The organism is Streptomyces sp. NPDC056580 (genome assembly GCF_042793175.1).
Lineage (GTDB): Bacteria > Actinomycetota > Actinomycetes > Streptomycetales > Streptomycetaceae > Streptomyces.
Genome location: NZ_JBHTVE010000024.1, coordinates 1 through 24,534, shown reverse-complemented (window position 1 = coordinate 24,534; position 24,534 = coordinate 1). Strand labels below are relative to the sequence as shown.

The 24,534-nt window shown below is 67.6% G+C and carries 21 protein-coding genes and 5 pseudogenes; 13 read left to right on the top strand and 13 right to left on the bottom strand.

The genetic code is table 11. The features are described from left to right. Nucleotides 1-141: 141 nt before the first annotated feature. The 3 genes and pseudogenes from ACFQ9Z_RS36165 (at nucleotide 142) to ACFQ9Z_RS36155 (ending at nucleotide 4,535) form a co-directional block, all read left to right on the top strand. Nucleotides 142-2,316, top strand: coding sequence for a DUF3289 family protein (locus ACFQ9Z_RS36165; RefSeq protein WP_383030163.1), 2,175 nt, complete (start codon nucleotides 142-144; stop codon nucleotides 2,314-2,316). A 13-nt stretch (nucleotides 2,317-2,329) separates the two neighbouring features. Further along, nucleotides 2,330-2,902 (top strand): hypothetical protein, encoded by a 573-nt coding sequence (locus ACFQ9Z_RS36160; RefSeq protein WP_383030160.1) that lies wholly within the window; start codon nucleotides 2,330-2,332, stop codon nucleotides 2,900-2,902. 259 nt (nucleotides 2,903-3,161) lie between these two features. Then, nucleotides 3,162-4,535 (top strand): annotated as a pseudogene (locus tag ACFQ9Z_RS36155) (IS1380 family transposase). A 397-nt stretch (nucleotides 4,536-4,932) separates the two neighbouring features. Here ACFQ9Z_RS36155 and ACFQ9Z_RS36150 read toward each other — a convergent pair. From ACFQ9Z_RS36150 to ACFQ9Z_RS36135, 4 genes and pseudogenes are all read right to left on the bottom strand, one after another. Continuing rightward, nucleotides 4,933-5,184, bottom strand: a pseudogene (locus ACFQ9Z_RS36150) (transposase family protein); the annotation flags it as partial. A gap of 43 nt (nucleotides 5,185-5,227) precedes the next feature. Beyond that, complete coding sequence (locus ACFQ9Z_RS36145; protein ID WP_383030158.1) at nucleotides 5,228-5,734, bottom strand: DUF3995 domain-containing protein; 507 nt, start codon at nucleotides 5,732-5,734, stop codon at nucleotides 5,228-5,230. Between the two features lie 294 nt (nucleotides 5,735-6,028). Next, on the bottom strand, nucleotides 6,029-6,796 hold the full coding sequence (locus ACFQ9Z_RS36140) for a transposase (RefSeq protein WP_383030155.1): 768 nt from the start codon (nucleotides 6,794-6,796) through the stop codon (nucleotides 6,029-6,031). Nucleotides 6,797-6,825: 29 nt separating this feature from the next. Beyond that, a complete protein-coding gene (locus tag ACFQ9Z_RS36135; protein WP_383030153.1) occupies nucleotides 6,826-7,536 on the bottom strand; it encodes a transposase in 711 nt (236 codons plus the stop codon). 499 nt (nucleotides 7,537-8,035) lie between these two features. On the opposite strand from ACFQ9Z_RS36135, the gene ACFQ9Z_RS36130 reads away from it, so the two are divergent. After that, complete coding sequence (locus ACFQ9Z_RS36130; RefSeq protein WP_383030151.1) at nucleotides 8,036-8,884, top strand: NAD(P)H-binding protein; 849 nt, start codon at nucleotides 8,036-8,038, stop codon at nucleotides 8,882-8,884. Between the two features lie 100 nt (nucleotides 8,885-8,984). Here the strand turns inward: ACFQ9Z_RS36130 and ACFQ9Z_RS36125 are convergent. After that, a pseudogene (locus ACFQ9Z_RS36125) lies at nucleotides 8,985-9,386 on the bottom strand (transposase); the annotation flags it as partial. Nucleotides 9,387-9,756: 370 nt separating this feature from the next. On the opposite strand from ACFQ9Z_RS36125, the gene ACFQ9Z_RS36120 reads away from it, so the two are divergent. From ACFQ9Z_RS36120 to ACFQ9Z_RS36110, 3 genes are all read left to right on the top strand, one after another. Continuing rightward, nucleotides 9,757-10,998 carry an IS110 family transposase gene (locus ACFQ9Z_RS36120; RefSeq protein ID WP_383030148.1) on the top strand — a complete coding sequence of 414 codons (1,242 nt, stop codon included), beginning with the start codon at nucleotides 9,757-9,759 and terminating at the stop codon, nucleotides 10,996-10,998. 477 nt (nucleotides 10,999-11,475) lie between these two features. Next, a complete protein-coding gene (locus tag ACFQ9Z_RS36115; protein ID WP_383030146.1) occupies nucleotides 11,476-12,183 on the top strand; it encodes an alpha/beta fold hydrolase in 708 nt (235 codons plus the stop codon). A gap of 942 nt (nucleotides 12,184-13,125) precedes the next feature. Continuing rightward, nucleotides 13,126-13,593, top strand: a complete 468-nt coding sequence (locus ACFQ9Z_RS36110; protein ID WP_383030143.1) for a hypothetical protein — start codon at nucleotides 13,126-13,128, stop codon at nucleotides 13,591-13,593. Between the two features lie 26 nt (nucleotides 13,594-13,619). Here ACFQ9Z_RS36110 and ACFQ9Z_RS36105 read toward each other — a convergent pair whose 3' ends face one another. Continuing rightward, nucleotides 13,620-13,790 (bottom strand): hypothetical protein, encoded by a 171-nt coding sequence (locus ACFQ9Z_RS36105; RefSeq protein WP_383030141.1) that lies wholly within the window; start codon nucleotides 13,788-13,790, stop codon nucleotides 13,620-13,622. 49 nt (nucleotides 13,791-13,839) lie between these two features. Further along, nucleotides 13,840-14,184 carry a hypothetical protein gene (locus tag ACFQ9Z_RS36100; protein WP_383030139.1) on the bottom strand — a complete coding sequence of 115 codons (345 nt, stop codon included), beginning with the start codon at nucleotides 14,182-14,184 and terminating at the stop codon, nucleotides 13,840-13,842. A 232-nt stretch (nucleotides 14,185-14,416) separates the two neighbouring features. Between ACFQ9Z_RS36100 and ACFQ9Z_RS36095 the strand changes: the two genes are divergently transcribed. Next, the gene (locus ACFQ9Z_RS36095; protein ID WP_383030136.1) at nucleotides 14,417-14,695 is read left to right on the top strand and encodes a hypothetical protein; all 279 of its coding nucleotides are present in this window, start codon (nucleotides 14,417-14,419) and stop codon (nucleotides 14,693-14,695) included. 233 nt (nucleotides 14,696-14,928) lie between these two features. On the opposite strand, the gene ACFQ9Z_RS36090 is transcribed toward ACFQ9Z_RS36095, so the two are convergent. Continuing rightward, nucleotides 14,929-15,477, bottom strand: a complete 549-nt coding sequence (locus tag ACFQ9Z_RS36090) for an SMI1/KNR4 family protein (protein ID WP_383030134.1) — start codon at nucleotides 15,475-15,477, stop codon at nucleotides 14,929-14,931. Between the two features lie 356 nt (nucleotides 15,478-15,833). Here ACFQ9Z_RS36090 and ACFQ9Z_RS36085 point away from each other — a divergent pair, with 356 nt between their 5' ends. Both ACFQ9Z_RS36085 and ACFQ9Z_RS36080 read left to right on the top strand, forming a co-directional pair. Beyond that, entirely contained in the window at nucleotides 15,834-16,346 is a 513-nt protein-coding gene (locus ACFQ9Z_RS36085; RefSeq protein WP_383030131.1) for a hypothetical protein, read from the top strand. A gap of 461 nt (nucleotides 16,347-16,807) precedes the next feature. Beyond that, nucleotides 16,808-17,821 carry an RNA-binding protein gene (locus ACFQ9Z_RS36080; RefSeq protein ID WP_383030129.1) on the top strand — a complete coding sequence of 338 codons (1,014 nt, stop codon included), beginning with the start codon at nucleotides 16,808-16,810 and terminating at the stop codon, nucleotides 17,819-17,821. 155 nt (nucleotides 17,822-17,976) lie between these two features. Here the strand turns inward: ACFQ9Z_RS36080 and ACFQ9Z_RS36075 are convergent, their stop codons facing one another. Beyond that, nucleotides 17,977-18,306, bottom strand: a complete 330-nt coding sequence (locus ACFQ9Z_RS36075; protein ID WP_383030127.1) for a hypothetical protein — start codon at nucleotides 18,304-18,306, stop codon at nucleotides 17,977-17,979. 280 nt (nucleotides 18,307-18,586) lie between these two features. Here ACFQ9Z_RS36075 and ACFQ9Z_RS36070 point away from each other — a divergent pair, with 280 nt between their 5' ends. Beyond that, a complete protein-coding gene (locus tag ACFQ9Z_RS36070) occupies nucleotides 18,587-19,000 on the top strand; it encodes a hypothetical protein (RefSeq protein WP_383030125.1) in 414 nt (137 codons plus the stop codon). A gap of 185 nt (nucleotides 19,001-19,185) precedes the next feature. Here the strand turns inward: ACFQ9Z_RS36070 and ACFQ9Z_RS36065 are convergent, their stop codons facing one another. From ACFQ9Z_RS36065 to ACFQ9Z_RS36050, 4 genes are all read right to left on the bottom strand, one after another. Further along, nucleotides 19,186-19,932, bottom strand: coding sequence for a hypothetical protein (locus ACFQ9Z_RS36065; protein WP_383030123.1), 747 nt, complete (start codon nucleotides 19,930-19,932; stop codon nucleotides 19,186-19,188). A 250-nt stretch (nucleotides 19,933-20,182) separates the two neighbouring features. Then, entirely contained in the window at nucleotides 20,183-20,803 is a 621-nt protein-coding gene (locus ACFQ9Z_RS36060; RefSeq protein ID WP_383030121.1) for a hypothetical protein, read from the bottom strand. Between the two features lie 157 nt (nucleotides 20,804-20,960). Next, nucleotides 20,961-21,584 carry a DUF6000 family protein gene (locus tag ACFQ9Z_RS36055; protein WP_383030119.1) on the bottom strand — a complete coding sequence of 208 codons (624 nt, stop codon included), beginning with the start codon at nucleotides 21,582-21,584 and terminating at the stop codon, nucleotides 20,961-20,963. A gap of 842 nt (nucleotides 21,585-22,426) precedes the next feature. Continuing rightward, complete coding sequence (locus tag ACFQ9Z_RS36050; protein ID WP_383030116.1) at nucleotides 22,427-23,680, bottom strand: TniQ family protein; 1,254 nt, start codon at nucleotides 23,678-23,680, stop codon at nucleotides 22,427-22,429. A 21-nt stretch (nucleotides 23,681-23,701) separates the two neighbouring features. On the opposite strand from ACFQ9Z_RS36050, the pseudogene ACFQ9Z_RS36045 reads away from it, so the two are divergent. Continuing rightward, a pseudogene (locus ACFQ9Z_RS36045) lies at nucleotides 23,702-24,121 on the top strand (IS30 family transposase); the annotation flags it as partial. Between the two features lie 16 nt (nucleotides 24,122-24,137). Beyond that, nucleotides 24,138-24,399, top strand: a pseudogene (locus tag ACFQ9Z_RS36040) (ABC transporter ATP-binding protein); the annotation flags it as partial. Nucleotides 24,400-24,534: the final 135 nt, after the last annotated feature.

The window sequence follows — 24,534 nt, the reverse complement described above, 5'->3', positions numbered from 1 at the left end:
TCAATTTCGCCTCTACCGCACCTTGGGAACCATCCCCCACGTCTGCTAGCTTTCCCGTTCGATTCCGAACTGCTTTGGCACAGCGGCAGTTTCGAGACGACAGGCATGTCTTCAGACATGTCGTCAGACATGGGAGGCCCCATGAACAGAAGCGCCGCCGTGCCCCTCGGCGCGGCCTTACTCCTTCTCCTCGGCACGGCCGTGCCCGCCGCCGCGGGAACCCCCGGCGACGGCGCGGCCACCGACGGGGCGACGCTCTACCGCGACAACACGGTCGACGTCTCCTACCGCCAGGTCGCCCCCGGCGACACGGCGTGGAGCCAGGTCCCGGCCGCCCTCCGCGGCAGAGCGACGGAGGGCTCGTACGTCGCCCGGCTCCAGCTCGAGAACGTCTCCGATCACCCCGTCTCCAAATGGTCGCTGACCTTCGAGCTCTCTGACCGCATCACGGACACCTCCGCCGCGAAGCTCGCCGCCCCCCAGGACGCGCGCACGACGCTCCAGGGCGTCGGCCCCACGAACACCCTCCAGCCGGGCAGGACCGAGACCGTCTGGTACCGCGCCGAGCCCGGCGCCAAGGCCGATACCCCGACCTGGGCGTCCTTCGCCAAGCACGGCATCTCGCCGACGGAGGACACCGACGGCGACCGCCTCCCCGACGACCTGGAGGTGCGCGCCGGGCTCAACCCCAAGTCCGCGGACACCGACGGCGACGGCCTCTCCGACTTCGCCGAGCTCGGCTACGGTTTCAGCAGCCCGCTCAAGGCCGATACCGACGGCGACGGCACCAAGGACGGCGCCGAGGACCCCGACAAGGACGGCCTCACGACCGCCCGCGAGCTCAAGCTCCGCACCACGCCCACCCGCGCCGACACCGACCAGGACGGCCTCGCGGACGCCCGCGAGCTGAAGCTCCACACGGACCCCGCCAAGGCCGACACCGACGGCGACGGCGTCCAGGACGGCGAGGAGTTGAGGCTGAACGCCTCCCCCCGCGCTAAGAACTCCGCCTTCAACGTGACCCGCCGCGCGGACGGCGGCGCCACCGCCGCCGAGGCCACGCTCAAAGGCCTGCGCGCCAAGCAGGTCGGCGGCTTCCAGGTCACCAGGCTCCCCGCCAATCAGCGGGAGTTCCCGAAGTCCACTCCGGGCTACCTCGGCAACGGCTTCCAGGTCTCCGCCCCCGCGGACGGCGCCGCAAGGCTCACCTTCCGCCTCGACCCCAACCGTTCGAAGGGCACCGCACCGGCCCTCTACCGCTACGACGACAAGGCCCGGCACCTCGTCAAGCAGTCGGGCCAGCAGCGCAGCGGCAGCACGATCACTACCACCGCCACGGCCGACGGCTCCGCCAAGTACGTCGTCCTCGACAGCCACGCCTTCGACAAGGCAGGCCCCAAGGCCCCTGGCAAGCGAATCCTCTCCGACGGCCCCGCCGACGGCGGAGACCCGGGTGACCCGGGCGACCCGCCCCCGACCGACATGCTGATCCACCAGTCGTCCTTCCTCGAGGGCCACCGCAAGGCCCCCGACCCCCTGCACCCGCCTGTCCCGGCCGACCCGCGCGTCGCCGACGACCTCACCTTCAACGACTACAACTACGACAAACTCACCGACCTCGGCTGGGAGTTCTGGGACGCCGGCATCACGCCCGAGTCCTGGATGTGGGCCGAGTTCAACGACATCATGAACTTCGGCAAGCTCGGCGCCGACGCCGACCACGCCCAGTCCGTCGACGACCTCCGCAACACCTTCCGCTACGGCCGCGGCGGCCAGAGCGCGGGCAAGGTCACCGTCGACGACAACTTCGACCCCGGCCGCTACCTCTACAGCGGCTCCGACACGGCCCTCTCCCGCGCCGTCGGCGCCTCACCGCAGGAGAAGGCGTACACCGACAAGGCCGGCCAGATCATCAAGCAGTCCCTCATCGACAACCAGGGCCGCACCGATCAGCTCAAGGTCCAGGAGGACCTCTCCAAGAACCTCCTCTTCCAGGAGTTCCTCCGCCAGGACGTGAAGTACCCGGTGTACGACTTCTCGCTCTGGGACGCCAACCAGCGCGCCCTCTCCATCGCGATCCACCAGTTCCACGGCCACACGATCGCGCTGAAGGACTACAAGGTCGAGGGCAACTCCTTCTCCGGCAAGCTCGTCTTCCACTCCTACGACCACTTCGGTCTCGACCCGGACGACGAGATCACGAACTACGGCTTCATCGACTGGTTTACGCTCCAGCACTATGACCGGTTCGACGGAAAGTACCCCCCGGCGATCGCGCAGGCGGATATCGAGATCCCCATCAGCGGCACGTTCTGACCTCGCCGGCCTGATGCCCCACAGGCGCTCGCGGGGCCGGGTCCTGGTCGTCACGCTGCTCGTGGTGACGGCCGGGTACCTGGTCTGGCGGGTCGCCGTCCTCGCGGGCCTGGAGGCCCACTTCGGCAGCGGCCTCGACGAGCAGCGCTTCAACCGGCTGCAGCAGGAGTACGACCGCCGCGAGGACGCCTTCGCCCGGGCCGACGCCCGGATGCGGAAGCTGATCGCCGAACACCCCCGCGCCGAACGCATCGACTGGAGCCAGTACCGGACCTGCGTCCGCGAGCCCGGCCGCCCCTCCGACACGTGCACGACGACGCCTGCGCGCGACCAGAAGGTGTACGACGCCCTCTGGGGCGTCAGCGTGATCCTCTACCAGCCCAAGGACGAGGGCCGCACGTTCTACCGCTTCTACCACGAGGACCCCCCGCGCTACACGATCATGCGCGCCCCCGAAGACACCGCGGAGGAGGCCGAGAAGTACGCGAACGCCCACGGCTTCCGCTCCGCCCGCCCCCTCGGGCCCGGCTGGACGATCCTCGGCCCGATCGACGACATCGGCCGCGAGGAGAAGCAGTTCCCGTAGGAGGGCTCGCGGAACGCTTCGCCGGGAAGCAGCAGGCACGAGAGGAGACCCCCACCCCCGTGAATTCCAGGAAGATCAGATCCCGCTCGCCCGCGTGCGCCGCCATCCGTAAGTCCGCAAGTCCTCCGGCACCTTAGCCTCGCGCTTTCACGAGGTGGGGTGTCCGAGGCTTGATCAAATAAGCGGAGAGTGCTCCTGACCTACAACGATGGGACTTGTCTAGGGTCCTGTTGGCTGCACGGAAAGAAGCACTCTCCAGGTGAAGAAGCGTATCGGGTCATACCCGCGTGTCCGCACCGAGGGCGGCGGTCGGACGGTGGTCTCGCAGGCCGGGGGCGTGCTGCTGGTCGAGACCATCCGCAAGGCCGGCTTGGACACCGCGATATCAGCGGCGATGATGCCGTGGCGGAAGCCGCGGGCGGTGCACGATCCGGGCAAGATCCTTCTGGACGTGGCCCTGGCGGTCGCGCTGGGCGGGGACTGCCTCGCGGATGTCGCCATGCTGCGGGCCGAGCCGGCCGCATTCGGGCCGGTGGCCTCCGACCCGACGGTCTCCCGCCTCATCGACAGCCTCGCAGCCTCCGGGGAGAAGGCCCTGCGGGCCATCCGTGCCGCGCGGGCTGAAGTCCGACAACGTGTCTGGCGGTTGGCCGACCGCAAAGCGCCTGATGCGGGCGGGACGGTGACCGTCGACCTCGACGGGGTGCTGGTGATCGCGCACTCCGACAAGGAGGACGCCGCACCCACCTGGAAGCGGACCTACGGCCATCACCCGCTGATGGGTTTCGTCGACCACGGCCCAGGCGGCACGGGTGAACCGGTCGCGGCCCTGCTCAGGCCGGGCAACGCGGGATCGAACACGGCCGCCGACCACATCACCGCCGCTCAACTGGCCCTGGCCCAGCTGACGAAGAAGTACCGGCGCGGGCGCCGGACCCTGATCCGCACCGACTCTGCGGGCGGCACCCACGACTTCGTCGCCTGGCTCGCCCAGCGCGGGCGCTGGCTGTCCTACTCGGTCGGCATGGTGATCACCGAGCAGGTCCACCAGCATGTGCTGAAGGTTCCGGCCTCGGCCTGGACGGCGGCCGTCGAGACCGGCGGCGAGATCCGGGACGGCGCCTGGGTCGCCGAACTCACCGGCGACGTTCTGGACGGCTGGCCCAAGGGCATGCGGCTGATCGTCAGGAAGGAACGACCTCACCCCGGGGCCCAATTGCGGCTCACGGATGCGGACGGCATGCGGCTGACCTGTTTCGCCACCAACACCACCGGCCGGCCGATCGCCGAGCTCGAACTCCGTCACCGGCTGCGGGCCCGGGCCGAGGACCGCATCCGGGCCGCCCGGGCCACTGGTGCGCAACCTGCCCCTGCACCGCACGGCCCAGAACCGGGTCTGGCTGGAGATCGTGCAGATCGCACTGGACCTGCTGGCCTGGATGCCGATGCTCGCGCTGACCGGCAAGGCCCGGCTCTGGGAGCCCCGCCGCCTGCGGCTCCGCCTGTTCACCACGGCCGGACACTCGTGACCACCGGCCGCCGGCGGATCCTCCGCCTGGCCCGGCACTGGCCTTGGACCTGTCACCTCACCGCAGCCCTCGACCGGCTCACCCAACTGCCCGACCCTGGCTGACCTGCAGATTCCCCGTCCCTTCGACAGCACATCAACACCCGGAGCAGTGGAATCCGGCGCCATCCCGAGGCGACACTCGGGTCTTCGGCCTGCACAGGCTCAGCCCACGGCACGAAAACGGTCCACCGACTCCATCGGCGGACCGTCACGAAACTTCGAGGCTAGTGGCTTGTCACGCGGCTTTCGAACACACCCAGCCAACGCCCCACCGCTACATCCATCACCGCGTGATACCGATGCTCGACCACGCTCAACTCCACCAGCACGGCCCCGGTCCTCCCTGCACGCGGATACGACGCGCACAGCCAAGCCGAGGCAAGCGGTGTCAAGCATCAGGTAAAGCCACAACGTCAAGCATCAACCGAGACAAGGCACAGGCCCACGCGACCGACTGAGTAATGATGCGGTCCGCGGCGGACTTGGAGACCCCGAAGAGCGGGGCGAGCTGGCGCAACGTCAAGTTCGTCCGCCAGTAGGCCGCTACGAGCAGCAGCCGGTCCTCCACGGAGAGACCCCAGGGCCGCCCCGGGCGGACTTTGCCGGCTTCCCCGCGCCGCAGCACGGTCACCAGCTTGCGAAACTGGCGCGGGCTGAGCCCTGTGAATGGGGTTATCCAGGACGGATCCGACGCCGTGATCACACCAGCCACCGCGAGATCATCTCACCCGTGACCAGCAGATACGTACCAGCTCTCAACCGATCCCGGTAGCCGTCGAGGCCAAGGACAGGAACAGGGCACCTAGCGCGCCCACGGCGCCGTAGAGGCGCATCTTGCGCCGATCATCGCGTTGGCGGACATACAGCGCGGTGGCCCCCGCGAAGATCAGACCACCGACGATGAACCACGGCCCCCACAAGTAGAGGTACCAACCGGTCAGCCCAGCCAGATCTGGCTCAACAGAGACGGCCCCGGCCTCGACCAGCACACCGTGGACGACGAAGAGGCCACCATGCCACGTGAGCAGGGTCGCCGCGCCACCGCCGCAGAACACCATGAGCCGGCTGATCCGCGAGCCCCGCGGTCGCGTCAGACCGATGCCGACCAGTGCCCCGAAGAGCTTCAGGAAGCCGGTTACGACCAGGACGGTCAGGAACCATGGAACTCCATCGCGAGCGAGCCGCACCAACGCCGGCGACACCGTCGACTGCGCGCCGAAGGTATCGCCCGTCGCCCAGACGAAACTGGGTACCGCGAACAAGAAGCCCCATGCTGCAGCGGCGTATCCAGGCCATTTGCTCAGGTGGAGGCGGTCTGCCTGGCACGGTACGGGGCGCACTGTGTCGCCCAAGGAGTGCCTGATCGACATGACTCGAGCATGGTCCGAACCGCGACGACGTGCGTCATCCGCACGGAGGATCCGTCTCCCCCACGAGAGCTACCTCTCGCCGCCCGAGCTGCGAGCGGCCCGACGGACCCGGAACTGGCAACCTCGGAGATCAGTTACGGGACATCCCTTAGCTTGACTCTGTCGGGGATCTTGGAGTCGTCGGGGTCAGCTTCCCAGGCTTCGCCACGACCTCGGCCGGGGGATCTCGCGCCGGTCGAGGTAGTTCTGGAGCGCGGTTGGTCGGCGGGGCATGGGGGCTTCCTCGGTGGGTGGAAGTCCGCTGAGGCGTTCGATGTTGACGGCGATGGCCGTCAGAACGTGCTGGACGTGTGCCTTTCCCTGTCCTCGGTAGCGGCAGCGTCGCATGCCGTGTCCGTGGGCGAACTCGTTGACCGTGCCCTCCACTCCGGAGCGGACCGCGTAACGGGCCTTCCACTGGGGCGTCTGCTGCTCGGTGCGGACACGGAGCTGCAGGTCGCGGAGTTCGCGTGGGGGAAAACCCACGGTGCGGGCGCTGTCGACGGTAGACGTGCAGCGGGATCGGACGGGGCAGGGGCGGCACTGGCTCTTGGTGAACCGGGCCACGATCAGCGGGGCCGCGGTGGGCGAGGAGGTCGGGTAGGGGCCATGCCAGCCCTGGCTGACTTGTCCCTGGGGGCAGGTGACCTGCCGGCGGTCGTAGTCGATGTAGAAGTCGTCCCGGGCGAAGCCTTCGTTCTGGCGGTGCTGACGGGTGGGGTTGCTCCGCAGCGGCCCGGAGACAGTGACCTGGTGTTCACGGGCGGCTTGTTCCAGGTGGGGCAGGGAGGTGTAGCCGGCATCGACCAGGTGCTCGGCGGGCAGCAGTCCGCGACGCGCCAGGCGTGTGTGGATGCCGGGCAGGACCTGACTGTCGTGGGTGGTGGCCGCGGTGGTCGCCACGTCCGTGATCACGTTGGGTCCGCCGGGACCGCAGGTCTCGGTCAGGTGAGCGGCGAATCCCTTCCAGCTGATGATGTGGCCGTGCCGTGCGTAGCGGCCGAGGTGTCGTAGGGAGAGACGATCGCCCGGGACGAGGGCGGCAGCCCAGGGCCGCCTTCCTTCTCGGCGGTGCGCCAGCGCAGGTGTCCTGCGGCGTCATAGTGGTAGTTCTGCACCATGATCTGGCGCAGGGCATGGACACGAGGACCGGAGGTGCGGTCGGCTCCGTGCCGGTCGAGGTGTTCCAGGAGCCGGACGGCATCGTTTCCGGTAGCAAGGATCCTGGTCTTGGGCTTGGTGGGGTTCTTGCCCAGCCGGACCGGTCGGCCGTAGCGGAGCCCCCAGTCCTCATCGACCAGCCCGTCGAGCAGGTGAGGGGACGTGCCGGCGACTTCTTCGAGTGCAGCACGGACCGCTTCAGTGATCAGCTCCAGGCGGGTCAGGTCACGCACCGCGGCCAGGACATGGGTGGAGTCGGTGCGCTGAGTGGTGCGTTCGCGCACCAGGCCGGGCTCCTTGAGACGGGCCAGCGCGAGGTCGAGGAGCTGGTTGGCACGGCCGTCTTCGGCGAGCCGGTCGCGGAAGTCGGCCAGCACGCTGTGGTGGAAACCGGGATCGTCCAGCTCCATGGCCATGGCGTACTTGAAGTCGATGCGGCAGCGGACCGCCTCGGCGGCCTGCCGGTCCGACAGGCCGAGCAGGAACTGCAGCACACAGACGGTGGCCAGCTGAGCAGGCGAGAGACCCGGGCGCCCGTCCCGCGGGTACCAGTCGGCGAAATCCTCGTCGCACCACAGCCCACCGAGGCGGTCCCGTACCCATATCGCCGTCGTGCCACCCGGGTTGCTCGCCCGCGCGACCTGCGCTGTCAGAGGCGGGACATGCTCACCGGAACGGGGGCGGAGGGACAACGGGCACCTCGACAGCTGCATCGATCGGCAGAACCACCCGAGCATGCCCGTTGATCATGCTGTCACACCGGGAAACTCCAAGATCCCCGACAGAGTCAAGTTAGGCTGGTAGTCAGCTGGCTGCCGGGGCAGTTGGTGACCTGTCTCGCTGAAGGTGGGCCAGCCTTGGTCCATCTGAGCCATCCACCCGTCTGTCTCAGACAACCTTGGCGATTTGCTGTTTTGGCTCGCTCTTTCTGAGCCGCTGTCGCGCTTGGCTGCCTACGGTTGTACGACTGGCGACAAGGCGACGGGGGCAACGATGCGCATCGCAGTGACGGGGGCGGCGGGCAGCCTGGGCGGGCGGGTGGTGCAGTTGCTCGCGGACCGGGCCGCCGTGGACGTCGTAGCCATGACCAGGAGGAGGCTGCCTGCCGAGGCGTTTCCGCCGCAGGTGGAGGTCGCCGTCGCCGACTACGCCGATCCGGCCGCTCTGCGTGCGGCGCTGAAGGGCGTGGACACTCTGGTCTTCGTCTCCAGTGACGGGCCCGATGCGCGGGTGCTGATGCACCACCGCAACGTTGTCGCCGCCGTGGCGGCTGAGGGCGTCGGCCATGTCGCGGCACTGAGCAGCGTCGATGCCGACGCGGCGTCCCCGTTCTGTTACGCCGTGGTCAACCGGCTCACCGAGGATCTGCTGCTGGCCTCCGGCGTGCCGTGCTCGTTCGCCAGGGCTTCGCTGTATATCGAGTTCTTCCAAGGCTGGCTCACCGAGGCACGCACAACCGGGCTGCTGCGGCTTCCGGCCGCGGATGGCCGGGTCTCCCTGGTGGCGCGCGACGACGTGGCGCGTGCACTCGCCGTCCTCGCGGTGGGCGAACCGGCTGGCCGTCACCATGACATCACGGGGCCCGAGTCGGTGGACCTGGCAGGCATCGCCTCGATCACGGCGGAGGCGTGGGAGACACGTGTCACCTACGTGGACATCCCGGATGACACCTACCATGCCGAGACTGCGGCGACCGGTCTGGATCCCTGGTGGCTCTACGCCTTTTCATCCATGTTCGCCTCGGTACGCGAACAGCGCTGGGATCGAGTCCGAAACGACTACACGCAGCTGACCGGCCGCTCTCCTCTCGCTCTCCGCGACGTCCTGGCAGCACACGGGTGAGAGTCGGACCTACGGGCCAAGGAGATGCTGATGCCCTTGAGAACGATCAGTCCCGTGCGTCTTCCCGGGAGGCGGACTGGCCGCTGCGGCGGGAGGTCCGGCGGGTGATGCGCCTGGTCATGATGGTGATCGCTGCCCAGGTGATCAGTGATTCCGAGTGCTGGATGAGCCGTTCGTAGTCCCGGGCGTGACGGCGGGCGTGCATGATCCAGGCGAGCGACCTCTCAACCACCCAGCGGCGGGGCAGGACCACGAACCCGCTCGCGTCCTTCGGCCGGCTGACAGTCTTGAGGGTGAGGCTGAGGTGGGTTTTCGCCCGGGTCACGAGCTTCCCGGCGTAGGCGGAGTCGGCCCAGGCGATCGTGATCTCGGGGTGCATAAGCCGCAGCCGGAACAGGACTTCTTTCGCTGCGTCGCGGTCGGTCATGTCGGCCGGGGTGACCATGACGAACAGCGGCTGGCCCTTGGTGTCGACGACCAGGTGGCGCTTGCGCCCGTTGATCTAATGGGCGGTGGCTGAGGTCGCTCAAGGCACATGCTCGATACCGGCCGCCGGCGTCAGCACGACGTCCTCCGTTGATCCGGGCCTCTGAGCCCTCAAAGAAGACTGACGTGTGCTGACGCTCGCAGTCGGCGTCGAGAGCCACCCCTTGATCACCGATGATGATCGTGGACCAAGCCCCCTGCGGGGACTACCTCTTACGTATTCGTGAGCCACCAGCTCCGGTCAAGGACCGAGGGCCCCGGAAGTCGCTGGGGTCATGAACGGCTCATCGGATGCCGGGCCCATTGAGCCCTTCCATTAGAGAGACGCATGCCCTGCGCGGCTGTGACCAGCCGCAACACTGGTCCTTTGAGAAAGCGTGAGGCAAGTGAGAGCGTTCTGCGGCATCGACTGGGCCAGTGATCACCACGATATAGCCGTCATCGACGAAACCGGTTCACTGCTCGCCCGGGCTCGCATCGATGACACGGCGGCAGGGCTCGACCAACTGCTCCGGATGCTCGCTGAGCACGGCGATGGTCCGCAGGATCCCGTCCCGGTGGCCATCGAGACCTCCCGCGGACTTCTGGTGGCGTGCCTGCGGGCGACCGGCCGCCCCGTCTATGCCATCAACCCGATGGCCGCCGCCCGGTATCGGGATCGACACACGGTCTCCCGCAAGAAGTCCGACCACCTGGACGCCATGGTGCTGGCGAACATCCTCCGCACCGATGCCGCAGCTCACCGCACGCTTCCCGCCGACTCTGAAGTGGCCCAGGCCGTCGCGGTCCTTGCCCGCGCCCAGCAGGACGCCGTCTGGGACCGAACCCAGGCCGGCAACAAGCTGACCTCCCACCTGCGCGAGTACTTCCCCAGCTATCTGGCCGCCGTCGGCCACCGCCGCGAGGGCATCTATCACCCCATAGCCCGGACTCTCCTGGCCGCGGCCCCCACCCCACGCCAGGCGGCCAAGCTCACGCGGACGCAGCTGCGGGCCATCCTAAAAAAGGCCGGACGCAAGAACACCATCGACAGGGAGGCGGAACGTCTGCACAGCGCGCTCCGTGCTCCGCAGATGCACCATCTCCCCCTAGTCGAGGAAGCCATGGGACAGCAGGCACTTGCGCTGCTTCGGCAGCTGGAAGCCGCATGCGCGAGCGCCGACGATCTCGCCGAAGCTGCAGTGAAAGCGTTCGAGGCGCATGCCGATGCCGAGATCATCACCAGCTTTCCCGGCCTGGGCCCGCGGAGCGGGGCTCGGGTTCTGGCCGAAATCGGCGATGACAGGACTCGATTCGCCGACGCCAGAGGTCTGAAGGCGTATGCGGGATCCGCCCCCGTCACCAGGGCCTCCGGCAAGAATGTGTCCGTCACAGCCCGCAGGATCAAGAACCAGAGACTGGCCGGCGTCGGCTATATGTGGGCCTTCTCAGCGATGGCCCATTCGGACGGAGCGCGGGCTCACTACGACCGCCGACGTGAGGCCGGAGACCGTCATACGGCCGCCCAGAGGAATCTCTTCAACCGGATGATCGGCTGCCTTCATTACTGCCTGCCTCACCGCGTCCCGTTCAACGAGGCCGTGGCCTTTCCCGCCGCACGAGAACCCCATCTTGCCCTTGCCGCTTGACGCGTTCTTCGCATCGGATGTCTTCTTGCCCGCGTCGAAGCCCCGTGAGCCGAAGGTGACGGTGGCGTCCGCCTTCACCGACTGCGAGTCCACGACCCCCGCGCTCGGCTCGGCGCTGCGGCCTTCACCGGCTCGGACGGCTTCCCGCAGCGGGTCGTGCAGCTCGGTTACCAGCCCCGTGTCCCGCCAGCGGGCGAAGAAGGCATAGACACATCGGTGCGGGTTCTCTGACTGCCGGCTCTCTGGCCTGGATCACTGCAGGTTGACCTGATCACATCAAGTACTCTCTGATTCGTCATGTGGCCGCCGGCGCAGCGTGAGTGGGTGTGCCGCGGCGAGGTATTACGGGGTTGTCGGCTATTGAAGGTCGGGGCGAGAACCGTGTGGCTGAGGGCCCGGGGTGCTGACTGGGGATGGTGGTTCGGCCCCTGGTGAACGCCGATCCTCCGACACGACCCGCCCGCATATCCTCCGGACATGGTTGATCAACGCTCGGTCGACGTGGGCGGGCTCCGGCTGGCCTATCAGATCTCGGGTCCGCCGGATGCTCCGCCGCTCGTCCTGTTGCACGCGCTGGGCGAGGATGCCACCGACTGGGAGGCGGTTGTGCCCGCCCTCGCCCGGAGTCGACGGGCGTATGCCCTCGATCTTCGCGGTCACGGCCGAAGCGACTGGCCGGGGGACTACTCGCTCGAACTCATGCAGGCCGATGTGCTCCGGTTCATGGACGCACTGGGACTTGGCCCAGTGGATCTGATCGGGCACTCCATGGGCGGGATCGTGGCCTACCTGCTCTCACAGGACCATCCGCAACTGGTGAGCCGGCTCATCCTGGAGGACGTTCCCATCCCGCGTCCCCGCGAGCAGACCACCCCGACCAGGCCGGACGGCGCCCTGACCTTCGACTGGGAGATGGTGCTGGCAGTCAGGCGGCAGATCGATATGCCTGACCCCAGATGGCTGGAGCGACTCAGCCAGATCACCGCCAAGACCCTCGTGCTCGCAGGCGGCCCACACAGCCATGTTCCCCACGACGGCGTCGCCGAGCTGGCCCGCCGCATCCCCGGCGGGCGATTAGTCACCATCCCGGTCGGACACCTGATCCACCACGCAGCGCCGGAGGCGTTCGCCGAGGCGGTTTCGGCGTTCCTGCAGGAGAACCTCCGTCCTGCCCGCCAACCATGAGCCCGGTCACAGGCCGTGACGCGTGGACGGTCGCACGGGCTCTTAAAGTGTGACCAAGAAGTGGGCCCGTGCGGCCTTGTCCCATCCCGCCTTCACAGGCGTCTCGCGTGCACACCTCGGTGGTTTGATCGAGGAGTTGGCCGGGCCGTGGCAGGCCCCGCGGGAATCGGCATTGCCCGTCAGCCCAATGACCTGCTAAACCGCCCACCAGCCGAACTCTCAGGTCATCACCCCTCAACATCAATAGCCGACAACGTCGTTAGCGATCCGGCGCGTTCGCCGCCGCCGTATTGTGCCGCGCACCCGCTGCCGCGGCGGTGGCCCTCACGTCCCGCCGAGCCGCAGGCAGGTAGGGGACGATGGATGGCCGCCGGTGTCACCGAGGCCAGCCGCTGCTGGAGTGGCGGGGCAATTGGTGACGGCAGCGCATTGCCATCCGGTGAGTGGACTCGTTGCCAGCGGACCCAACGCGGTGACGAGATCGGCGGAACGGCGAAGATGGCCTGGGGCGTTGACGCACGGGGCCCGACTCCGCAACCCTCCAGTCACTGTGACTCGTTCAGGTTGCCCTTCGGAACGCAGACGGTTCGTGTCACAGCCGCACCCTCACCAATCCTCTGACGACCTCTGGACCGCACATGAATGGACCGAACGACCACGTGCTGTACTCCCGGCGTCCGAGCCGGAAGGATGCCCGCAGATCACAACTGACGCTGGCGTCTTGAGGTGCACCGCATGATGGACAAAACCCCGGCCTGCCCGGGGTGCGGCCGGCCCATGGAGTCCGGCGCTTCGTCCTCTCAAGGCGGGAAGACGACGGCCGCCGGCCCTGCCGGACGCTATGGAGGTGTACCGGTCGACATGTTCGGTAGCGCTGGGCCGACCGGCGGCCGGCGCACGATTCGAGAACGGCGTCCTGGTCGAGCGCGAGGAGCCGGCCGCATGAACATCGACGACATCCTGCAGAACCCGGACGAACACGTCCGATTCGCGGCCTACCTCGACCAGCTGGGGCGCGTTGCCGACCTGGACGAGGTCGACCTCGTCCGCCGCGTGCTCACTGATCCGGACCGGACGATGGCCCAGTCCGCGGTGCTGCGGCACCTGGACCGTCGAGCCGCCGGCCTCTACCCCGGTCCCGCATATGAGGGGTGGGCACAGGCGATGACCCCGGCCACGAACGCCCGCCCCTTCCTGGCTCAGCGCCTGCGGGAGTGGTCGCTGTTCCGCGCCGTCACGCTCAAGCTGCCCTGGCAGCCGGACGACCTGCTCGCATCATCCAACTGGCTCCAGCTCAAGACCGCCGCCGGAACGAACACCGAGGCCATCGGGATCCTCGCCGACGCCGGCCGCACCAAGCGGATCCGCAACACCGCGAAGGCCACCCTCAGCCACCGAAGCGAGAGCTGAAGAATCAGCTCACCCACAACTCTTGACTATTGCTCCTCTACGACGTGCAGTGTTACCTCGTACCCGCGCTTGGTGGACTCGATGCCGACCCAGCCAATGGCCGGTGTCTCCGCCCCCTGCACCGCCCCGAGGCACTGCTCAATCCCTTGACCACGCCGCAGAGCTCCGACAGCGAACGTCTCGACCAGATAGCGCATGGGCGCAGCGTACGGCGTGAGGGTCCGTGCCCCCCCGCATGCCCGTGGACTAGGTCTGGGACGGAGCGGGACGCTCACACCCGAGGAGGTCGAGCCAACGAGCGAAGTACTGGGCCTCGGCCTCTCGGTCACCCTCGACGGCCAGCCACTCATGGGCGGCAGCGATCACGTGCGTCTCGGCCTGATCCGTTTCCGCAGGCCGAAGCTCGACCCAATCGGTCAGTTCGCCCCAGATGTTTGCGAGCCAGTAAAGCGCTTCATCCCCGCCATCCACCGGCAACCCGCTAGCAAGGCCCAAGACCTCCAACGCCGACTCGTACGGCGAAGTATCGCTATTCAGCGTGGCCGCGGTACACACCCTGACCACTGCGCGAAAGGCCTCCGAGTCCCTCATGACGTAGAGAGTAGGCGACGCGATTTGAATCGTCGGGCCACGCGAGCGGCCCTGTACAGCAGCGAAGTACAGCAACCATGCCAACCGCCACCGTCCCGCAGCGACCTTGATGGACCTCACGACCAGCCGAGCAGACCTCAGCGACCACCCCGCCCGTAGTTCGCATCGAGCGGCGAGCACGTCGACCGATGGCTTGACTCAGTCATGGCGACTCCGCCGATCGCATGGCAAGGTGCATCTGTCCGCAGAGCACTCGGCCTTGGCGGCGACCACGTTCACCTGTCACGATCAAGCCGTGGTCAACCTTTCGAAGATCGCGAGGCAGGCAGACGTCCTCCTCGACCTGATGGGCGTGGCCGTCGGTTCACTACTGCTGGTGATCGGTATCGAGACCTACCGTGACGGCGGGTCAGTGGGCTGGCCCATAGCCGGATCAGTGCTGTTCTTGATCGACCTCTGGGTAGCCTGCCGTCGATTCGGCCGGCGCAGGAAGCCGACTCTGTCGTCGTAGCCGCCCGCGGCCAGCCACCGTGCCCCATGCGTGCCCGATAGGGCGGCGACCGACGGGGAGCAGCGGGGAACCACGGCGCGCAGCCCAGGAACGCGCAGGTCAAGTTTTGCCAGTTCAGGCGGGATCCACATACGCGATCTTCCAAACTGGTGCTCCAACGCCCGTACAGCGGCGCTTGACTGCGTCATTGAGGACCCCGCCGAGGTTGCCAAGAGACCCATCGTGGCAATGGCTCAGTGGCCGTCGGTCTCGGGCCAGTGCCAAGACTCGTCGTCCTCCAGCGCGAGGTCGCCCGGGAAGCCGTCCTCAAGCTTCCCTTCGAGCCACATGCTCAGCCATTCACGGAGCGTCAGGTCGCACTTGTGCCGCTCTCCCTGGTCCCACCACCACATCTGCCCTTCCGGGTGGCGGCAGTCGAGCAAAGACCACGTGGCACAGCCGTGGTCGCAGAACAACAGCACCCCATGAGGCGGGGCAGGTGGCGCTTCCGGATCCGGATCGGGCTCGTCGTACTGGAGATACACCTCCAGCATGCTTAGCCCGTTGCTCGTGTATCCGTCGCGGAGGCCTTCGATGCCGCCGCAGGGCCCGAAACCGCCGTTGGCTACCTCCGTGTAGAGGCGGCGGAGCAGAGGCGGGAGTGGGTAGCCGATGATGCGCTCTGCCTCCGCCAGTGCCTCCGCAGATGCGGGGGCCGGCGTGAGCAGACTGTCGCGCCATTCCGTTGGGCGCCCTGCCTGAACGCGGGCCTTGACGGCCGCCAGCACCTCGTCATCGGTCACGCTGATGATGATCGCAGATGCCTGTGCGGTGCAGCAGCGAAGTACAGCAACCATGCCGACCGGGGCCGACCGCACACGCCCCCAGTAGCCAGTCTGACCAGCCCACCAGACCTCAGCGACCTCTGCGCCCATAGTCCGCATCGAGGGGGCCAGGCAGCGGGAACCACGAGCGGCCCCGGGGGTATCCCTGGGGCCGTCTGTGGGCCGTCCGAGGGCAGCCGACGACGACAGATGACGACTGTCGAGGACAGCCCTTCCCTGCTGAGCGCTGGTGGGGTGGGTACCGGCGCAGGCGCCCATCAGCGAAGCAGTGTTGAGGAAGAACTGACCACGACGCCTGTGAAACGCTGTGTCTCATGACTGAGGCGACCCCCTATGACGACGAACGGGCCGTGTACACCCGGGAAGCACTGGCCCGTCTCGTACTCAGTGACCAAGCAACGGAGGTGGCCGACAGCGCCGCCGGCCTCGTGGGCACACGAAACGACGCAGACGCCGGTCTCGGCGGCCGGGCCAGCCAAGCCCTACAGTTGATCGAAAGGGCCGAACAAACCCTTTCATCGGCCGTCATCTACGAGCGAGAACGCGGCGCCACCTGGGCACAAATCGCCAACTACCTGGGGGTTAGCGCCTCCGAGGCCGAAGAACGCTACGCCCCTGCCATTCGGAGGTGGAACGAGGCGTTCGATGAGCCCTACAAGCTCGATGAGACTCGACGCAAGCGCGTCCCGCAGCTCCCCACCGCTGCGTACGACCCTGACTGGGCCTGCGTGCAACTCGATCGGTGGGCCTTCCTCCACCTAATCGGCATTGACGACCAGCAGGCAGTCAGCGCTGGCCTCACCAAGAGTGACCCCCTATCGGCATGATCGGCAGACGCCTATGCCGCGCCACCACACGGTGTGTGCCGTACAGCAGCGCGTCTGACTGACATGCTCGGCAGACCTCAGCGCCCGTAGTTCGCATCGAGGAGGCCGCGGGGCGTGCCACTTCCGTGCCAGAACGGGCGGGGACTCACGGGGAACCGAGGTTCCCCGGGGTGCGCACGGCCCTATGCCGCCTAAGGCAGGGATTCCCAGGTCAAGCCCAGGGACCCTCAACCTCGCTCCTAATGCGGTGGTAGACGGGCCCGTGCCCTCCGCGTGCCCGGTCCGACGGGAAGTCGCGGGGAACACCGGGCAGTCACGGCAACTGAGCATGAGAGCGGCCCCCGGATCAAACACCCAGGTCGGGGGCCGTTCTCACTGCTCACAGAGCGGAGGCGGTGGGATTTGAACCCACGGTGACATCGCTGCCACGACGGTTTTCAAGATCCTGTACAGGGCACGGCTTGTCGACGCACGCCCTGAGCCGACCCTACGCTGGCACCTGTTTCGATTGTTCAGGGAGCAGCGTGCCGCCATCCTTCGTACACCGGATCACCAAGTACGATCCCGCCGACCGCGACGAGCGTGGCCACTACACCGGCGCCGAGGACACGATCAGCGACCACGGGCCTGTCGAAGCGGCGTACCTGGCAGCGATCGCCGCCTTTGCGGAGGTCTCGGGCATCGATCGGCTGCAGATCCGCGAGCCCGCGGTCACAGGCTTCGTTCACTTCGGCGTGCAGCCGCCGGTCGACGGACACGGCCTCGGTGGGCTCTTCCCGCCCGACCTCACCGGCTACCACGACGGGGCCGAGGTCTCCCTGCCGGTCGCGCTGGAGCTGGTCCGGGCCATGCTCCGCGACCAGGGCGCCTGGTGCCGGCTGGAAGTGGGGGACGTGTTCACCGTGCACGTTGGGTGGGACCAGTACGTGTACGTGGGCAGTGACCGGCCCTGCGCGGATGCCGTGGCCCGTACACGGGAACTCGGCCTCTTCCCCGAACGGCTGACGGCCTCGCCCTACGCAGCGGAGTTCGAGGAACCGGAAGTGACGGAGGCCGCCGACGAGAGGTTCTGGGCGCGCGTGCGCACGGCGCTGGCTTCACGGCACACGGTGCTCCTGGAAGAGGGCTACGTCCGCAACGCCGCACGCTGGCATCGCCTCTCCGTGGAGAACCTCGACGTGGTACGCGCCCGTCTCAGCCCGCGCGCCCTGCTGACCATCTGGCCCGATCTGACGCCCGACGCCGACGCGGTTTTCGCCGCACTGCCCATGGAGGGCTCCGTGGAGTTCGTTTGGGAGGCACAGGATGGGACGATCAGCCACGCGGTCGTCGACGACACCGAGTACCAGGAGCTCGCCGACCTGGTGGCCGGCGCGCGGGCAGCCTGCGCCTTGCCCACAAACGTCGACGAGCGCCACCCACTCCTCTGCGCCATCTTGCCGGACAGCGACGGCGTTCCGTGCGCCCGGTGGTGACCATGCCCGAGCTGTTCCGCTGACGTCCAACGCTGACATCAACGACCCCAGACGACGGCGGCAAACAGCGACCGCGGATGGCACCGGTTCACGCGGCGAGCCCGACCTGGCCGAATGAAGATCGAACTTGTAAAGCGGCGCTCAGCCCAGTCAGGTCAATGCGCTGAAGAGAAGCCGGTGGACTGGTTGAGGTGAAACGGTGAGCCCGGGCGAGTGGGAACCCAACCCTGCCGTACGGCAGCCTCAATGGCATCGGCGACATCGGAGGGCAGTACTGCATTGCCCGGGCGTCCAAGCCAGTTACCAGCGTGAGGCTGGTTCGTGGTGACGACGAGAGTCGTCCCAGGGTGAACCGCATGCTCCACGGCGTAAGAGCACGGCGACCAGCAGAGGGCCTGGCTGTAGGTGGGCCTGTGTCGCAGCCGCCAGCGGTAGCTCGTGCCGTCGACGACTATGCGCCGTGCCCCCTTTCGACCCAGTGCCATGTCTGCCCTCCCTCCGATGCCGGGATGCTAGCGGACCCAGCCCACACGGAGGCCCGGTGCGATGGCCGGGCCGTCTCCGGGCCGTGCGAGGTCACCCAACGTCCACCGACAACGACAGAAGCCCACGGGATCCGACAAGGTCAGAGCCGTGGGCTTCCTCAGCCTCGGTGGTCGGCGAGAGCCGTGATCAGTAGACCGGCTACCGAGGCCGGCCGGAGAGCAGCGCTCGCCCGGCGCACCAGCTTGCTACCGTGCGCCCCCACCGCACAGCCCCCTCGGGGTGGGCGACACCGAATTATCGACACGCATGAGGGGATTCGGGAAGTACTGGGGTTGGGTTGTCTTTGCAGTGCTGGTCGCGGGCTGGCTGACCTTCGACTTCGGACCGCTCGTGCTCGTGGTCCTGTCCGGGGTCAGCGCCTTCTACTTCTTCTTCACCGTGCCCGTCTGGTGCGGAGCCGCAGGACGTGATGGCGCATGCCGCCACAACAGTCACGGCGTCCTCATGGGCTGCCAACTTCGCCAGCACAAGTGGCAGAAGCTCAAGATGATCTTCTGGGCCGCCCGCTGGGCACGACTACGGCAAGAGCCGTTCCAGAACGCGACCACCACACTGGCGAGCCTCGGTGGCATCCTCGCGGTGACGTCAGGCGTGGCGTCCACCTTGCAGCCGCTGTTCGGCGAAGGTTGGTAGCGGGGCTCGCTGACATCCACGTCTGACATCAACGACAGTGGGCAGCAGCGGTCGGGCGCGTTCCTCGACGGATCATGTCCACTTGGTCAGACAGCCATGGAGACGCCTCGGACCGAACTCCTAAAGCAGTGCTCCGTGACGTTACATCCGCGTCATTGAGTCTGAGTGCTTCCAACGCTCTGGGATCAGCTGACAGTGCCCAAGGCCTCTGCAAGGCAGAGGTCCTGATCAAGCGAGAGGCCGAAGCCCCCCGTACGCGGACTCCAGTCGCCCATGCAGCGCAGAACTCGACTGGGGCGGGGAGGTGCGTTCCCACCGCTGAGAGGGGAAGCGCCAGGCTCATGGAAGTACCAAGGAGGAGCTCCCCAGAAAGGGTGGTCCAGCAATGCCTCGGCGAGAACCGTGCGTGTCTCCGGCGGAGCGCCAATGGCGTCCAGGGCACTCTCGACAGCTTCGACGGCATCCGGGGGCAGTGCCTCGTCGCCGAGAACGGGCAACAGGAGGAGCAGGCGAGCATGCGGGGTGGTGACCCCGGGGCCCGTACCTGGATTCCGAGCGATGTAGACCAGTTCGCGCCAGGCGAGACCGGGGCCGGCGAAGTGGCCCTCGATGCTGCCGAGCGATCGCGGTCGGTCCCAGCTGGGGTGGGTCAAGTAGTAGTCGATCCCACAGTCCTCGGGGAAGTTGCGATAGAGGATCAGAATCGTGTGCTCGCGCTGCAAGGGCAGCCGGGGAACTGGCCAGGCAGCCGGGTCGGTGAGAGTCCCGTAGGCCTCCTCGGTGTCCGCGCCGTCGACACCGAACCATCCGGGCTTAGGATCCACGTCCTCGCCTTCGGCAAGCCACAACAGGTGCGCGGGCCAGAAACCGGGAAGGCCGAGCCATTCCTCGCTGACCGCAAGAGGGTCGTCCTCATATCCAGGGATCACCACGCCACCATCCTGACACCTCACTACCTGCCTCCTGGGACGAGTGTCCAACGGCACGAACAGCGGCGGACAACCGCAAACGCCTGCGGACCGCCGCAGCAGGTGAGGGACACAGCAGCGCGAGATCAAGCGCCCAGCGAAGTTCGCTCGCGACGAAGAGGTCGTGCCAGACGCGTGCCAGGTCCTACGGGGAACACGGGGGAGTCAACGGACCCGCCACCAGGCGTCGACTCCCCTTCAGCGCAGGTCAGCCCTACCTCGAACCCCGGATCACCTCAGCTTCCCAAGCCCAGGGCTCGTCCACGCGACCGTTCAGATGGAAGAGAAGCCACTCAAGCCAGTCCGCCGTGACTCCCAGAGACGCGGCCCAGCCGTGCATGGAGCTGACGTAGGCGGCGTATCGGGCGGGCCAGTGGCGTGTGCCGGCCGCCTTCCAACTGGTCCACCCGAGGGCATTGAGCGAACGAAAGACCCGGTCGTCGAGGATCAAGGCCCGGTCGCATGGAGCGTCGCGGTCGTCAACGGCCGCGAACCACTTGGTGAAGAAGGACCGCCCCACCCCCTGGAGGTCGAATTGCCGGTAGGCCTCGCTCATGTCGCCGTCTCGGACCGCTTCGCGCGTGGTCTGAAGGACAGTGGGCATACGCGCGTCGGACAGAGCCGCTTCCGTGTACCGCGGCCCACGTCCGTTGGTGGTGCCCGAGCCCCAGATCATGACGGCCACGAACAGGTCACGCAGACCGTCAGGATCATCTTCACCAACTCGGTCGCGGAGATGGGCCAGGTCGCCCCGGCTGATGAGACGGTCACCGCTCGACCCGCTCGCACATCCAACGCCGACATCGAGTACATGCGCCGCTCCGTGCGGCTCCAACCGCGAGCGTCACGTTTCTGGACGAAAGCCCACGGGCTTCTGTTCGCAACCGCCGTAGCGGACAACGAGCTTCCGAAGCTGCTCCATCATGCTCCCCCTAGCCAGGACGGCGGAGTGCCGTGAGCCACAGCGTATGGGAGTAGAGGACACGAGGGACTCATGCCAGCCTGTTGGGGCAGTGCTTGGCAGCCTCATCAGCGAAAGCGCAGAGTTTACCAATGAATTCTCGGTATCTGTCGGGTACCTCGTGGTCCTTGCTGGGCGGCCCATCGATCCACTGCTGCCAGAGTCCGTCAGGCGCGAGGAACCGAGCCGCGTAGTCAGCACCGAGCTTGGCGTCGAGCAACAGAAGTGCACCGAGGGCGGCTTCCTGGTCGTAGTAGAGGTCGGGGCGCCGCAGGTAGCGGTCGAGGTAAGCGACCAGGAGGTCAGCGTCAGCTCGGGTGTCGAACGTGGCCAGAGCGACGCAGTACGCCATCCCCGCGTAGGGTCCTTCACTGGCGAGCAGGAGTTCGCCGAGACGATCCCGGAACTCGGATCTGCCGGCCACAGCAACGAGCCAGGCTGCCGTCTTCCGCTCGCGCCACCCTCGGTCAAACAGCGTGTCCAGTTCTCGAGGACTGATCTCATCGGCAGCCTGACCCAGCTTCCGGAGGAACTTGGTTCGGTCGCGTCCGCTCATCCCGAGAAGGTTGCCGCCCAGTTTGAGGTACCGCCGGTCAGGCGTGACATACCGGCGGATCAGCTTGAGCGGCTCTTCCTCTTCGTCTGCGCGGCGCATGGCAGCATCCTCGTATGGACGAAGCTGTCAGACCAGCGAATCGGCAGGTCGGGCGCCTCAGCCCTGGGTGCCCATCCGTCTCAGTTTCCGTCTCATTCGGCCCCGTTCACGGCCGTTCAACCGAGCCCCGGAGCCGTCACCACACCGACGGCCAGCCGCCCATGAACGCAGGTGAACTCCCCCGCACGCAGCCCGGCACCCCACCACCACAGTTGGAAAGCGTGCGCCTGGTCGGCGGCCGATACCAGGGTGGCGTTTCCCGGAGCGGGCACACGGGCTGGCAGTCTTCCAAACGCTCGAGGCACCCCGGGCCGAGCCACGCCGGCAGGCGTGCACGTAGAGCAGCCGGAGGGTGCGACTCACCTCTCCACAAGACGCGACGGCACCCGACCCATGCCCCCGGAAGCATGCATTTCGGTCCCTCGGAGCCGGGTGCCAGCGGATGCCGCTGGAAGCCAGCCACTGCATTCCCCAGGAGAGCAGTGCATCTCCCGCTTCTTTGGGCAGTTCTGCATGGAACCGTCCGCGTGCGAAGGCGACGGATGCCTCTTTTACGCCGCCCCAGCCCTCGACGTAGGTAGGGGCGTCCTTCGCCTTACCGCCGGTGAGGTGCTCCCACAGCCACGCGGCGGCGTGCCGCTGTCTTTGCCACGTGAGGTTTTGGCCGGCCGGCTGGAGAATCGGCAGCAGCACACGGCCGGGTACCTCCCGGAGGCCGGCAAGCGCCGTGCGGCGGGCTTCGTAGTCGATCAGGCCACGGGTGGTCATGTGTGCGGCCAGGGCCCGGACCGCTTGCCAAAACGCTTCCGGGTCGGCAGTGCGTTGGGCGATGCGGCGGTAGGTTATCGGTGAGCTGGTGGCGACGCCGAGCGCTTGTGAAGCGTCCGGCCAGGTCTGGGCGCCGGCCAGGCGGGCCAGGGCGAGGGAGACGATGTGCCTGCCGGTCGCGGGCAGGAGGCCAGCAGGAGCACGGCCGAGAAGGCGTCGTATTCTTCGACGCCGATCCGCTGGGGAATGTGCCGGAACTCCAGCGTGGCGCCGTCACGAGCGTGGTCCGCGCGCGAGCGAGGGGCGGGGGTCACGGTGACGGCCATCATCTCGTCCATCACCAGTGGACGCTGGAGGCGACGCAGCGGGTCCAACTTGTGATATCCGGTCATGCGGTCTTCTGCGAGTCGGCTCCCCCAGGCGGCAAGGTACGGCGGGCCCGCGGTGCGGTCGGCGGCGTCCACGACAGGAGCTGCGAGAGCGAGCACAGCGGCGGCCTCGGCGGCCGTGGCCGGCCCTGCACCCGGGCCCGGTACACCCCCGCTCGTAAACTTCTCCCGGCACGCGTGGCGTGCATCGCGCACACTGGCCAGGGCCTGTGCCGCGACATCCGGGAGGGCCCGAAGTTCGTCGTCGTGCACGACCAGCCGGGCCACCGCGGCGATGAAGCGGACGGACGCGAACCACTCCGCGCCCGTGGCGGGCCGGCCCGCCAGATGTGCGGCGCCCCCGTCCGCGATGGCCAGAGCGTATTGCTGGAAGGTGGCCAGCGCCTGCGGAACCTCTTGGGTGGGGATGTCGGCGATCCGCTGGCGGCACGCGTCCGGATTCCTGGGCTTCTCGGGGTCGGGCCGACGATTGCCGCATTCCTTCGGGTCCAGCCCCCCGGTGCGCCTGAGGAGGGCGCCTGGCATGTTTTTCGAGCCGCGCCACAGAGCGATGCCGCAGGCGGGGCAGGTGTCGATCAGCAGACACCGGTGGACAGGGCAGCCAGCGGCGATAGCCAGGCGCCACCACAGCGGCCACACGTCGCTGCTGGCGAGGCAGTGCGGGCATGCGCGGCTGCTGTTCAGCAGGAGCCACTGCGTGCTGAGGGTGTGTTCCAGGGGCTTGTCGTTGTCGGGATCGAGGGCCTCGAAGTCGAGGAGGGTCCCGTCGTAGCGGGACAGGTGCATCCCCTCCAAGACGTCCGCGCTCAGCCCGGTGCTCTGGGCCAAACCCTGCCGGCTGGCCGGGGTGAGCAGGATGCCGAAGAACGCGGGCACCCGGTCACTGGTGCAGTACTCCAGGCCCAGCGCTCTGGCTGCCGTGCCCGGCGCCACGCCCATGGCCACGGCAGTGCGGTACACGCAGGCACCCTGGTCGAACGCAGCACTCACTACCTCATGCTGGTGCACCTACCCCAGGGCAGCAGCGCGGCCGCCGTCCGCGACGCCCTGGTGGACACCGTCCAGACCCTGCCGGAACACCTGAAGCGGTCCCTCACCTGGGACCAGGGCTCCGAGATGGCCGGCCACCACACGTTCAGCGTCACCACCGGCATCCCGGTCTACTTCTGCAACCCCGGCAGCCCCTGGCAGCGCGGGTCGAACGAGAACACGAACGGCCTGCTCAGGCAGTACTTCCCCAAGGGCACCGACTTGGCCCGGCACACCCGTGAGCACGTCGACGCAGTCGCTGCCGAACTCAACAACCGCCCACGCAAGACGCTCGGCTGCGAAACCCCAGCCGAGCGTCTGTCTAAACCGCTCGCCGCCACACGTCAGTGATCACGTGTTGCGACGCCCCACCGACGGGCAGGTGCTGTGGGACAGCGTCCCCACCGGTGACTGCGACCCCCAGGCCCTGTGGCGGCAGGTCGCCCTCGTGCCGCAGGAGTACGCGCACTGGCCGCTGACCGTGCGCGAGAACGTCACCACTGATGGTCCTCGACGAGCCGACGGCCAACCTCGACCCGCGCGCCGAATTCCGCATCTTCCAGCGGCTACGGACCCTCGCCCAAGACAGGGCGGTACTGCTGGTGACCCACCGCATCACCAACGTCGCTTCTCCGGGGGTTCGGCCTGCGGCGGTGGCAGGGTGCTTAGCCTCGCGCTTTCATGAAGCGGGCTGTCCGACAGGCGGTCAGGTAAGCGAAAAGTGCCTCTGACCAGCGAGAATGAGGATTGCTGAGGTCCTTGTT

Coding starts and splice junctions, on each gene's coding strand:
- ACFQ9Z_RS36110 (WP_383030143.1), top strand. CDS start 13,126: ATGAACATCGACGACATCCTGCAGAACCCGGACGAACACGTCCGATTC.
- ACFQ9Z_RS36075 (WP_383030127.1), bottom strand. CDS start 18,306: ATGGCACTGGGTCGAAAGGGGGCACGGCGCATAGTCGTCGACGGCACG.
- ACFQ9Z_RS36100 (WP_383030139.1), bottom strand. CDS start 14,184: ATGAGGGACTCGGAGGCCTTTCGCGCAGTGGTCAGGGTGTGTACCGCG.
- ACFQ9Z_RS36165 (WP_383030163.1), top strand. CDS start 142: ATGAACAGAAGCGCCGCCGTGCCCCTCGGCGCGGCCTTACTCCTTCTC.
- ACFQ9Z_RS36130 (WP_383030151.1), top strand. CDS start 8,036: ATGCGCATCGCAGTGACGGGGGCGGCGGGCAGCCTGGGCGGGCGGGTG.
- ACFQ9Z_RS36160 (WP_383030160.1), top strand. CDS start 2,330: ATGCCCCACAGGCGCTCGCGGGGCCGGGTCCTGGTCGTCACGCTGCTC.
- ACFQ9Z_RS36050 (WP_383030116.1), bottom strand. CDS start 23,680: ATGGGCGTGGCGCCGGGCACGGCAGCCAGAGCGCTGGGCCTGGAGTAC.
- ACFQ9Z_RS36105 (WP_383030141.1), bottom strand. CDS start 13,790: ATGCGCTATCTGGTCGAGACGTTCGCTGTCGGAGCTCTGCGGCGTGGT.
- ACFQ9Z_RS36115 (WP_383030146.1), top strand. CDS start 11,476: ATGGTTGATCAACGCTCGGTCGACGTGGGCGGGCTCCGGCTGGCCTAT.
- ACFQ9Z_RS36055 (WP_383030119.1), bottom strand. CDS start 21,584: ATGCGCCGCGCAGACGAAGAGGAAGAGCCGCTCAAGCTGATCCGCCGG.
- ACFQ9Z_RS36085 (WP_383030131.1), top strand. CDS start 15,834: ATGACTGAGGCGACCCCCTATGACGACGAACGGGCCGTGTACACCCGG.